This window comes from Pantoea sp. 18069, from assembly GCF_902706035.1.
Classification (GTDB): domain Bacteria; phylum Pseudomonadota; class Gammaproteobacteria; order Burkholderiales; family Burkholderiaceae_C; genus Comamonas.
Map to the genome: position 1 here is coordinate 165,781 of NZ_CACSJA010000007.1, position 11,467 is coordinate 177,247.

Annotated in this window: 11 protein-coding genes; 6 read left to right on the top strand and 5 right to left on the bottom strand. The window is 66.9% G+C overall.

The genetic code is table 11. The features are described from left to right. The first annotated feature begins 39 nt into the window (after nt 1–39). Genes GVL12_RS08310 through GVL12_RS08325 form a run of 4 tightly spaced genes read left to right on the top strand, consistent with a single transcriptional unit; the run spans nt 40 to nt 4,023 of the window. Complete coding sequence (locus tag GVL12_RS08310) at nt 40–1,005, top strand: tripartite tricarboxylate transporter substrate binding protein (RefSeq protein ID WP_159912739.1); 966 nt, start codon at nt 40–42, stop codon at nt 1,003–1,005. A gap of 25 nt (nt 1,006–1,030) precedes the next feature. Then, on the top strand, nt 1,031–2,017 hold the full coding sequence (locus GVL12_RS08315; protein ID WP_159912741.1) for a tripartite tricarboxylate transporter substrate binding protein: 987 nt from the start codon (nt 1,031–1,033) through the stop codon (nt 2,015–2,017). After that, nucleotides 2,014–2,514 carry a tripartite tricarboxylate transporter TctB family protein gene (locus tag GVL12_RS08320; RefSeq protein WP_159912743.1) on the top strand — a complete coding sequence of 167 codons (501 nt, stop codon included), beginning with the start codon at nt 2,014–2,016 and terminating at the stop codon, nt 2,512–2,514. The genes GVL12_RS08315 and GVL12_RS08320 overlap by 4 nt, the downstream gene beginning before the upstream one ends. Before the next feature lie 9 nt (nt 2,515–2,523). Continuing rightward, nucleotides 2,524–4,023, top strand: a complete 1,500-nt coding sequence (locus tag GVL12_RS08325; RefSeq protein WP_159912745.1) for a tripartite tricarboxylate transporter permease — start codon at nt 2,524–2,526, stop codon at nt 4,021–4,023. Nucleotides 4,024–4,029: 6 nt separating this feature from the next. Here GVL12_RS08325 and GVL12_RS08330 read toward each other — a convergent pair whose 3' ends face one another. Further along, a complete protein-coding gene (locus tag GVL12_RS08330) occupies nt 4,030–4,953 on the bottom strand; it encodes a LysR family transcriptional regulator (protein ID WP_159912747.1) in 924 nt (307 codons plus the stop codon). Nucleotides 4,954–5,199: 246 nt separating this feature from the next. Here GVL12_RS08330 and GVL12_RS08335 point away from each other — a divergent pair, with 246 nt between their 5' ends. Then, nucleotides 5,200–6,219 carry a zinc-binding alcohol dehydrogenase family protein gene (locus tag GVL12_RS08335; RefSeq protein ID WP_159912749.1) on the top strand — a complete coding sequence of 340 codons (1,020 nt, stop codon included), beginning with the start codon at nt 5,200–5,202 and terminating at the stop codon, nt 6,217–6,219. Between the two features lie 76 nt (nt 6,220–6,295). Then, the gene (locus GVL12_RS08340) at nt 6,296–7,369 is read left to right on the top strand and encodes a nitronate monooxygenase family protein (protein WP_159912751.1); all 1,074 of its coding nucleotides are present in this window, start codon (nt 6,296–6,298) and stop codon (nt 7,367–7,369) included. A 10-nt stretch (nt 7,370–7,379) separates the two neighbouring features. Here the strand turns inward: GVL12_RS08340 and GVL12_RS08345 are convergent, their stop codons facing one another. The 4 genes from GVL12_RS08345 to GVL12_RS08360 all read right to left on the bottom strand — a co-directional run. Continuing rightward, complete coding sequence (locus GVL12_RS08345; RefSeq protein WP_159912753.1) at nt 7,380–7,808, bottom strand: PaaI family thioesterase; 429 nt, start codon at nt 7,806–7,808, stop codon at nt 7,380–7,382. Between the two features lie 23 nt (nt 7,809–7,831). Continuing rightward, entirely contained in the window at nt 7,832–9,559 is a 1,728-nt protein-coding gene (locus GVL12_RS08350; RefSeq protein ID WP_159912755.1) for a methyl-accepting chemotaxis protein, read from the bottom strand. A gap of 542 nt (nt 9,560–10,101) precedes the next feature. Beyond that, complete coding sequence (locus GVL12_RS08355; protein WP_159912757.1) at nt 10,102–11,097, bottom strand: tripartite tricarboxylate transporter substrate binding protein; 996 nt, start codon at nt 11,095–11,097, stop codon at nt 10,102–10,104. A gap of 95 nt (nt 11,098–11,192) precedes the next feature. Continuing rightward, a partial coding sequence (locus GVL12_RS08360; RefSeq protein ID WP_200843591.1) for an FAD-binding protein occupies nt 11,193–11,467 on the bottom strand: 275 nt, incomplete at its 5' end.

The window sequence follows — 11,467 nt, forward strand, 5'->3', positions numbered from 1 at the left end:
CGCCCCTTTCCCACCCCACTTCTGAACGCAGGACACCCCATGCACACCACATCTCGCCGCGCACTTCTTTGCTCTGCCCTGGCCCTGGCCGGCCTGCCCCTGGGCGCGCTCGCCCAGGACTATCCCGCCCGTACCCTCACCATCGTCGTGCCGTTTTCCGCCGGCGGCGGCGTAGACACCATGGCCCGGCTGCTGGCCGACAAGCTGCGCGTGTCGCTCAGGCAGTCGGTGGTCGTCGACAACAAGCCGGGCGCCAGCGGCATGCTCGGCGCGGGCGTGGTCGCCAAGGCCAACCCCGATGGCTACACGCTGCTGCTGGGCTCGGCCGGCGAGACCGCGATCAATCCCTTGATCTTCAAGGAAAAGATGCAGTACGTGCCGCAGCGCGACCTCGCGCCGATCACGGCCATCACGCGCGTGCCCAATGTGCTGGTCGCCCACCCGGGCTTTCCCGCGAAGAACGTCGCCGAACTCGTCGCCCATGCGCAGAAGAACCCGGGCAAGTTGACCTACGCCACCAGCGGCGTAGGCAATCCCCAGCACCTCAACGGCGAACTGCTGCAGATGCTCACCGGCATCAAGATGCAGCATGTGCCCTACAAGGGCGCGGCCAACCAGCTGGTCGATGTCGCTTCGGGCAATGTCGACATCACTTTCGTGAGCCTGGCCGGCGCCACGCCGTTCATCAAGGGCGGCCGCGTCAAGGCGCTGGCCGTGACGTCGGCCAGGCGCGCGGGCTTTGCGCCCGAGATTGCGGCCATCGCCGAGTTCGCGCCCGCCGCCGCCTATGACCTCGACAACTGGTTCGGCCTGTTCGCGCCGGCGAAGACGCCGCCCGCCGTGCTGGAAAAACTCAACGCCGCCGTGACGGCCGCGCTGCGCGACCCCGACCTGGTCCAGCGCCTGCGCGAGCAAGGCGGCGAGCCCATGCCCTTGTCGCCCACGGAATTCCGCGCGTTCATCCAGACCGAGACCGCCAAGTACGCGCGCATCGTCAACGAATAAACAGCAACCAACCCAGGAGGCAACGATGACCCACCCCTTCACTTCCCACCGCCGCAGCCTGCTGGCCTCCGCCGCCCTGGCGCTGACACTGGGCGCCACCGCCCTGCCCTCCTTGGCGCAAGCGCCGCAGGACCTCAAGATCATCGCGCCTGCGGGCCCGGGCGGCGGCTGGGACAGCGCCGCGCGCTCGCTGCAGCAGGTGCTCACGGCCACGGGCACGGCCAGGAACGTCCAGGTCGTCAACGTTCCCGGCGCGGGAGGCACCGTGGGCCTGGCGCAGTTCGCCAACAACGCCAAGGGCGACGGCAGCCAGTTGATGGTCATGGGCATCACCATGGTCGGCGCGGTGCTGACCAACAAGGCGCCCGTGGGGCTGGACGCGGTCACGCCGATCGCGCGTATGACCGGCGATCCGCTGGTCGTCGTCGTTCCAGCGAACTCGCCGCACAAGACCCTCAAGGACCTGGCTGCGGCCGTCAAGGCCGATACCTCGCGCGTGGTCTGGGCCGGCGGCTCGGCCGGCGGCGCCGACCATATCCTTGCCGGGCTGGTCGCCAAGCAGGCCGGCGGCGATGCGGCCAAGCTCAACTATGTGCCGTTCTCGGGCGGCGGCGAAGCGCTGGCCGAAATGCTGGGCGGGCGCGTGACGGCCGGCGTGTCGGGCTACAACGAGTTCGAAAGCATGATCAAGGCCGGCAAGCTGCGCGCGCTGGGCGTGTCCACGGCCCAACGCATCGAGGGCGTGGCAGTGCCCACGCTCAAGGAGCAGGGCATGGACGTGGAACTCGTCAACTGGCGCGGTATCGTTGCCGGCCCGGGCATCAGCGCGGCGCAGAAATCGGCGCTGGCCGCGACCGTGACCAAGGCGCTGAAATCGCCCGAGTGGGCCAAGATCGCCAAGGCCCGCGGCTGGGATGACGCCTACCTCGACGCCGATGCGTTTGCCGCCTTCCTCAAGGCCGACCAGCAGCGCGTCAAGGACGTGCTGACCTCGATCGGGCTGGTGAAATGAGCGAGCCGTCCACCACCGGCCCGGGCCGGCAGGCGCTGGCGACGGTCGCCGCGCTGCTGTTTGGCCTGGCCGCCGTGATTGCCTGGGATATCACGACCATGGCGCCCGCGCAGGCCGTGGGCGTGGGCCCTACGGCCATGATGCGCATTGTCGTCGGGCTGCTGATCGTGCTGGGCCTGGCCCATGCGATCGCGGCCCTGCGCGCACGCCCTGCCCCAAAGGCCAACGCCGAGACTGCACCGGCCACCAATCGCGCAGCGCTCGGCTGGGTGCTCGGCGGCCTGATCGGGATGATCGTGGTGCTGCAGGTCGGCGCCGGTTTCGTCATCGGCGCGACCTGGCTGTTTGCCGCGACCGCGCGCGCCTTCGGCCAGCCGCTGCGCAGCCGTTCGCCGGCCATTGGCCTGGTGCTAGCGGCGCTAGTCTATGCGTTTTTCACCAAGGCGTTGTCACTGTCACTGCCGGCCGGGCCGCTTGAGCGCCTGCTGCTGGGCTGAAAGAAGAACATGGAAGTCATCTCTCTCCTGGCCCAGGGCCTGCTGATCGCGATACAGCCGGGCAACCTGCTGTTCGCGGGCGTGGGCGTGCTGCTGGGCACGCTGGTCGGCATCCTGCCGGGCATCAGCCCGTCGCTGACCGTGGCGCTGCTGCTGCCCATTACCTTCAAGCTCGACCCCACGGGCTCCATCATCATGTTTGCCGGCATCTACTTCGGCGGCATGTATGGCAGCTCGACCACGGCCATTCTGCTCAACACGCCGGGCGAGGCCTCGTCGATCGCCACGGCCATTGAAGGCCACAAGATGGCCAAGGCGGGCCGCGGCGGGCCTGCGCTGGCCACGGCCGCCATCGGCTCCTTTGTCGCCGGGCTGATCGCCACAATTGGCATTTCGGTGCTCGCGCCCTGGCTGGTCGAACTCGCCGTGCAGTTCGGACCCTGGGACTACTTCGCCCTGATGGTGCTGGCCTTCATCACCGTGTCGGCGACGTTTGGCAACTCGGTGCTGCGCGGCATCACCAGCCTGGCGCTGGGCCTGGTGCTGGGCCTGATCGGCATCGACAAGCTGACCGGGCAGTCGCGCCTGGCGTTCGGCGTGCCCTCGCTGCTCGACGGCGTGTCGATCACGACGCTGGCCGTGGGCCTGTTCGCGATGGGCGAGACGCTGTTCATCGCTTCGCGCTTCACCGGCGTGCAAGAAAAGATCGAGGCCGTGCGCGGCTCGCTGTGGATGACCAAGGAAGACTGGAAGCGTTCCTGGAAGCCCTGGCTGCGCGGCATAGGCCTGGGCTTTCCCATAGGCGCGCTGCCCGCGGGCGGCGCCGAAGTGCCCACGCTGCTGTCGTACACGCTGGAGCGCCGGCTCGCCGTCAAGCCCGAGGAATTCGGCAAGGGTGCGATCGAGGGCGTGGCCGGCCCCGAAGCCGCGAACAATGCCGCGGCCACGGGAACGCTGGTGCCCTTGCTCGCCCTGGGCCTGCCGACTTCGGCCACGGCGGCGATGATGCTTGCGGGCTTCCAGCAATACGGCCTGGTGCCCGGGCCGCTGCTGTTCATCACCAACGCCGACCTGGTCTGGGGCCTGATCGCGAGCTTCTTCGTCGGCAATCTGATGCTGCTGGTGCTGAACCTGCCGCTCGTGGGCCTGTGGGTGCGCCTGCTCAAGGTGCCCCAGCCCTGGCTTTACGCGGGCATCCTGGTCTTCGCCGTGATGGGCACGCTGGCCGCGAACCCGTCGACGGTCGAGCTGATCATGCTCGTCACCTTTGGCATCTGCGGCTATCTGATGCGCTGCTGGGACTACCCCGTCGCGCCCATGATCGTCGGCCTGATCCTGGGCCCCATGGCCGAAAGCCAGTTCCGGCGGGCGCTGCAGATCAGCCTGGGCGACGGCCTTGTGTTCTTCAAGCATGGCGGCTCCGCGACGCTGCTCGCGCTCGCGCTGCTGGCCCTGGTCGCGCCGCTGGTCTTCAAGGGGCTCAGGCGCTTCAAGGGAGACGACGCCTGAGGGCGCCTACGCCGCCGTTTCTGCGGGGCCTGAGAGCCGTTGCGCGCAGCGCTGCGCGATGAACTCGTGCAGGCGCCGCACCAGCGGCGTCAGCTGGCGCCGGCCAGGAACGACGAGAAACAAGGGCACGGCCTCGGTCGTCCAGTCGGTGCACAGCGCCTGCAGCCGGCCCTGGGCCAGATCGCTGGTGACGTCCAGGCCCGACTTGTAGCAAATGCCCTTGCCCAGCAGCGCCCAGCGCCGCACGGCATCGCCGTCGTTGGCGACATTGGCGCTCTTGACGCGCACGCTGATCGCCGGTGCACCGGCCAGCGCGAAGCACCATCGGTCATTGACTTCCTCCCCCAGCATGAAGCACAGGCAGGCATGGCCGCCCAGCGCGTGTGGCGTAGCCGGCGCGCCATGCCGCGCGAGATAGGCCGGCGCAGCGCACAGCACGCGGCGATTCGACGGCGCCAGCGGCAAGGCCACGAGGCTGGAGTCAGGCGGCTTGCCATAGCGAAACGCCGCATCCACCGGGTCGCTGTAGACATTGGCCATGCGGTCCGACAGCTGCAGCCGTATGTCAACCCCAGGATACAGCTCCTGGAATTCGTTGAGCCAGGGAAGCAGCACGTTGCGGCCCAGATCCGATGGCGCGGACAGCTTCAGAACGCCTTTCAACGCCTGCTCGCCCTGGGCCAGTTGCGCGCCGGCCTGCTGCAGCGCGACCAGGGCCGGGCGGCATTGCGCGAGAAACTGCTCGCCGTGCGGTGTGAGCCGCAGGCTGCGCGTGGAGCGCAGAAACAGCTGCACGCCGAGCTCCAGCTCCAGTCGCTTGAGTGCCGCGCTCGCTGCCGCAGGCGTGAGGTCGAGCGCGCGCGCCGTCGCCGACAGGCTGCCGTTGTCCGCGGTACGCACAAAGATATCGAGGTCGCTGAGCGCTTTCATTGCCGGATTCTGAACGAAATGCGCTTGATTTTAAAAAATTACTTGAATGATCCTTGAAGAAGCTCTCCCAAAACGCCCTGCTATCTTCAAATAATTTTTGCAGCTGGTTTCAAGGCAAGGCCTCTTTTTCACCGAGTGCAAAAGCGCGAACATGCAGGCATTCGCTTCTTCCCGGCAGCGACGCCCTACGGCCGCTTGCCGTGGGCGCGGCGGCCTGCCCTTTCTTCAACTCTTGAAAGTCCGACCATGAAAGCCATTGGCTACCGCACTCCCCAGACCATCACCGAGCCCGATGCGCTGATCGACATCACGCTGCCCGATCCCGTGGCCACGGGCCGCGACCTGCTGGTCGAAGTCAAGGCGGTATCGGTCAACCCCGTCGACACCAAGGTGCGCAACAGCGCGGGTCCTGCAGACGGCCAGGAATTCAAGGTGCTGGGCTGGGACGCGAGCGGCATCGTCCAGGCCGTGGGCCCCGACGTCACGCTGTTCCAGCCCGGCGACCGCGTCTGGTACGCGGGCTCGATCGCGCGGCCCGGCACCAACAGCGAACTGCATCTGGTCGACGAGCGCATCGTGGGCCATGCGCCGAAATCACTGGATTTCGCGCAGGCCGCCGCGCTGCCGCTGACCACGATCACCGCCTGGGAAATGCTGTTCGACCGGCTGGGCGTTGCGCCGGGCAAGCAGCCCGGCGGCAAGACGCTGCTGATCATAGGTGCCTCGGGTGGCGTGGGCTCCATCCTCACGCAACTCGCCACGCGGCTGACCAGCCTCACGGTCATAGGCACGGCTTCGCGTCCCGAAACGCAGGCCTGGGTGAAAGAACTTGGCGCCCACCATGTGATAGACCACAGCCAGCCGATTGCTGCGGAACTGCGGCGCATAGGTTTTCCGGCAGTGGACTACATCGTCAGCCTGACGCAGACCGAGGCGCACTTCGCGCAGATCGTCGAGGCCATCGCGCCGCAGGGCAAGTTCGGCCTGATCGACGACCCCAAGTCGCTGGACATCACCCTGTTCAAGCGCAAATCCGTTTCCGTGCACTGGGAGCTGATGTTCACGCGCGCGCTGTTCGGCACCGACGACATGATCGGCCAGCACCGGCTGTTGAACGAAGTCGCCGCGTTGGTCGACGCCGGCCTGGTGCGCAGCACGCTGGCCGAGCGCTTTGGCAGCATCAACGCCCACAACCTGCAGCGCGCCCATGCGCTGATCGAATCGGGCAAGTCGCGCGGCAAGGTGGTGCTCGAGAACTGGGGCTGAGCCGGCCGGGCCCGGCCCATTTCCCGGCAGCGCAAAACGCGGCATCATCAGGGCTTCACTCCTGATAGAGCCCACCATGCCCTCCTGGCCCGACACCCGCATACCCGATCTCTTCAACATTCAACTTCCCATCCTGCAGGCGCCCATGGCCGGCCCCTGCCTGCATGAAATGGCGATTGCCGTGGGCCAGGCCGGCGGCCTGGCGGCGCTGCCCTGCGCGATGCTCGGCGCCGCGCAGGTGCGCAGCGAAGTCGCCCTGATTCGCGCGCAGACCGCCGCGCCGCTGAACCTCAACTTCTTTTGCCATACGCCCCAGGCGCCCGATGCCTCGCGCGAGGCGGCCTGGCGCGCGCGGCTGCGCCCCTACTACCTCGAGCTCGGCCTGGACCCCGAAATGCCGGTGCCGGTCTCCAGCCGCAACCCTTTCGACGCGGCGATGTGCGAGCTCGTCGAGGAACTGCGGCCCGCCGTGGTGAGCTTTCATTTCGGCCTGCCTGCCGCGGACCTGCTGGCACGCGTCAAGGCCACGGGCGCCAAGGTGCTGTCGTCGGCGACCACGGTCGCCGAAGCGCGCTGGCTTGAAGCGCATGGCGTCGATGCCATCATCGCCCAGGGCGCGGAAGCCGGCGGTCACCGCGGCGTGTTCCTGCAGGACGAGGTCTACAGCCAGTTGGGCACCTTCGCCCTCGTGCCCCAGGTCGTCGATGCGGTGAAGCTGCCGGTGATCGCGGCCGGCGGCATCATGGACGCGCGCGGCATCGCGGCGGCATTCATGCTCGGCGCCTCGGCCGTGCAGCTGGGCACAGCCTATCTGTTCACGCCCGAAGCCAAGGTCGCGCCGGCCCACCGCGCGGCCTTGCGCAGCCCGGCCGCCGAAACCACGGCGCTGACCAACCTGTTCACGGGCCGTCCCGCGCGCGGCATCGTCAACCGGCTGATGCGCGAAGTCGGCCCGCTGTCGGCGCTCGCGCCGGCGTTTCCGCTCGCCGGTGGCGCGCTCACGCCGCTGCGCGCCGCGGCCGAGGCGCAGGGCTCGGGGGATTTCATGTCGCTGTGGGCCGGCCAGGCCGCACCGCTGGGCCGCGAGCGCGGCGCGGGTGCCTTGACACGCGAACTCGCCGAGCAGACCCTGGCGCTGCTGTCGCGCTGAAGCGCGCGGCTCAGCGCGCGGCGGCGACGCTGACCATGGTGGCCTGCATCATTGCCACGATCTTGTAGCCGGCTTCGCCCGCGCGAAAGGCGCGCACTTCGCCGGTACAGACCGTCAGCAGCTTGCCCGCGCTTTGCACCTGGCCGACGGCCACAAAGCGCTCGCCCAGCGCCGGGCGCAGGAAATTGATCTTGAATTCGGCCGTGACGATTTCCTGCCCGGGCGCGGCGCGGGTCAAGGCCGCGTAGCCGCAGGCGCTGTCGACCACGCTGGTGACCGCGCCTGCATGCACATAGCCGTGCTGCTGGGAAAGATGTGCAGAGAAGGGCAGCTCGATATGCACCTCCCCTTCCTCGACCAGGGACAGTGTCGCGCCCAGTGTCTGCATCAGGCCCTGGGCGCCAAAGCTGGCGGCGATTCGTGCGTGGAGTGTGCTCATGGCCCTACTTTAGCCGCCCGGCATCAGAAGGATTCCCAGCTTCCATCGGAGGCCGTCCTGGCAACCAGGGGTGCAGGCATGCGCGCCGGCTGGGGCCGGCGGGCGACAGGCCGGGACGGTGCCGGCCGCGCCGGCGCAGGCCGTGCAGCGACAGGCTCGGCGTCCACCACCGCGCCGGCCGTCCCATCGGCCGCAGACAGCTTGAAAATGCTGACCGAACGCACGAGCTCCTGGGCCTGGGCGTTGAGGCTGCTTGCGGCCGCCGTCATCTGCTCGACCAGCGCCGCGTTCTGCTGCGTTGCCTGGTCGATGTTGGTCACGGCTTCGCCGACCTGGCCCACGCCCGCGCTTTGCTCGGCGCTGGCCGCGCTGATCTCGCCAACGATGTCGGTCACGCGGCGAATGCTGCTCACCACATCGTTCATCGTGCTGCCGGCGCGATCGGCAAGCTGCGAGCCCGCGGCCACACGCTGCACGCTGTCCTCGATCAACTGCTTGATTTCCTTGGCCGCCTCGGCGCTGCGCCCCGCGAGCGAGCGCACTTCGCTGGCCACCACGGCAAAACCCCGGCCCTGCTCGCCCGCACGCGCCGCTTCCACCGCGGCATTCAAGGCCAGGATATTGGTCTGAAAGGCAATGCCGTCGATGACGTTGATGATTTCGGCAATCCGCTTGCTCGAGTCGCTGATGCCGCGCATGGTCACCACCACCTGCTCGACGACCTGCCCGCCCTGCTGCGCCACGCCGCTCGCGTTCTTGGCAAGCTGGTTGGCCTGGCCGGCGTTGTCGGCGTTCTGGCGCACGGTCGTGCCCAGCTCCTCCATCGACGAAGCGGTCTGCTCGAGCGCGCTGGCCTGGCTTTCGGTGCGCGCCGACAGGTCCATATTGCCCTGGGCGATCTCTGCACTGGCCGTCGACACGCCTTCGGCGCCCTGGCGCACGGACGAGACCAGCGACACCAGACTCTGCTGCATGCGCGCGAGCGCCAGCAGCAAACGGCCGAACTCGTCCTGGGTGTCGACCGTGATGCGGCGGCTGATGTCGCCCTGCGCGATTTCATCGATCAGTTCCACGGCCTGGTTCAAGGGCCGCACGATGGCGCGCACGATCAGCGCCGCGGCCCAGCAGGCCAGCGCCACGACCAGCGCGCCGCCTGCGATCAGCACCAGTTGCCGCTGCTCGGTGGCGGCCTGCGCCTCCTGGATCATGGCCTGCGAGCGCCCGGCGGTGAATGCACTGTAATCGTCGGTGGCGCGCATCAGCGCGGCCAGCAGGGGACGGCACTCGGCATTCATTTTCTCCACCGCGGCTTCGCGCTGGTCGCCCAGCGCCATGGCCACGATGGACATGGCAACCGGCTCGTATTCGCTTTCGATGCGGGTGATGCCGTCGACCTTGGCGCGCACTTCGGGGTGTACGCCGGGCCTGGCCGCAAGAGCCTGGAGTTCGGCCAGATACTTGCGCACATCGCCCACGGCCTGCTCGACAATGGCTTTCTCCTGGGCCAGGTCCTGCGGCGAAGTCACCAGCACCAGATTGCGCGCGGCAATCGCGCGCTGGTCCACCGCGTGTCGCACCTTGTTGGCCGCGTCGGCGCGCGCCTGTATGCCTTGGACATAGTTGCTGAATTGCGCGCTGTCATCCTTCATCATCTGAATGGAATACACCGTGATACCGATGATCAAGGCAATCAACAGACCAAAGGTGCCGACAAGCTTGGCTTTGACCGATAGATTTCTCCAGAATTGCATGGCTTCCTCCCCTGCCATTGGTATGGCTTTGTGATTGAAAATCCAAATACGCCACTGAAGAAGTCTCAGGTCGGATATTCTTTCCTGGACTTCAAGGAAAAGCCCAGGACCATCCATGCGCCAGCCGCTCTTGCGGAGCAGTAGCTATAGAATTCACCCTGGCTATTGCATTCTCTGAACACCAAAATCCGGCGAAATCAACAGAATTAGTAACTTCTAATTCAATTTGTATACATTACACAGCGTGCCAGCTTGTTTTTATATCCCCATGGACATAGAATTTTTCTTCCAAAAATCCATGCTGGATAGATATCCCCATATTTTTTCGAATGCAAAGCGGTTTCCAGGGGAGCACCGGCATTAATCCCGGGCTCCCACTGGCAGCATTGAGAAAATTCATTGCGCAGGCGTGCGAAAACACGGTGGCATATGCACGAAATGTCGCCCGTGTATTGGTTTACCCCCGAAAACCGCGCTGCGGGTTTGCCGGCGCTGGCCGGCAGCAGCGCCACGCCGCGCTGGCATGGCGCTGCTTCACCGCATCAAAGCGTCACTTTGGCGTCGCGGATCACGCGGCCCCACTTCTGGGTCTCGGCGGCGATGAAGCGGTCGCACTCCTCTGGCGTCGAGCCTTCGGCCACGGTGCCCATGGCTTCGAGACGCGCCTGCCCTTCCGCGCTGTAGAGGATCTTGCGCACTTCGGCCGACATGCGCTGCAGGATTTCGCGCGGCACGCCCGCGGGCGCGACCACCGCCGCCCAGGTGCTGCCCACGAGTCCGTCAATGCCTTGCTCGATGAAGGTCGGCACATCGGGCAGCGACGGAATGCGCTTTTCGCTGGCCACGCCGATCAGCCGGATGCGGCCGGTCTTCGCGGGCTGGATCAGGTTCGGCGGCGGGTCGAGAAACAGCGGCACCTGGCCACCCATCAGATCCACCAGGGCCGGCGAAGCGCCCTTGTAGGGCACATGCACCATGTCGGTCTTGGTCAGCAGCTTGAGCAGCTCGGTCGTCAGGTGGGCGCTGGAGCCGCTGCCCGAGGACGCAAAGCTCACTTTTCCGGGGTTGGCACGCGCATAGGCAACGAGCTCCTGCGCGGTCTTGAAAGGCGCGTCGAGCGACACTGCGGCGACCAGCGGCGACGTTCCCATCAGCGAAACGCCGACGATGTCCTTGGTAGGGTTGTAAGGCAGCTTGTCGTAGAGCGTGGTGTTGGCCGTGAACGCGGGAATCACCACGCCGAACGTCAGGCCGTCGGGCGCGGACTTGGCGAGCTGGTCGACGCCGATGATGCTGTTGGCACCGGGCTTGTTCTCGATGACGATGGACTGGCCCAGCGCCTTTTGCAGGCCGACCTGCAGCATGCGCGCCATCTGGTCGGTGAAACCACCGGCCGTGTACGGCACGACGATGCGCACGGGCTTGTTCGGCCAGCCCGACGGCGCCGCCCCGGACTGGGCCCAGGCGGGTGCGGATGCGAGGGCGGTGCCCGCAGCCGCGCAATGAAGGAAGGAACGGCGTGAAGTCGATGACGACATAGTTTTATCTTTCTGCTGTTGTTGCCGCGAATGAGGCGCCTCTCTTGTCTCCAGATCCGGCGGGTCCGGGAGAGGCGTTGTGAAGCCTTGCCCGTTCAGACTGCGCCGGCCAGTTCCGGCACGGCGTTGAACAGGTCGGCTTCGAGGCCGTAGTCGGCCACGCTGAAGATAGGCGCTTCGGGGTCCTTGTTGATCGCGACGATCACCTTGGAGTCCTTCATGCCGGCCAGATGCTGGATCGCCCCCGAGATGCCGGCCGCGATATACAGCTGGGGCGCAACGATCTTGCCGGTCTGGCCGACCTGCAGATCATTGGCGGCGTAGCCTGCGTCCACAGCGGCGCGCGAGGCGCCAATGGCCGCGCCCAGCT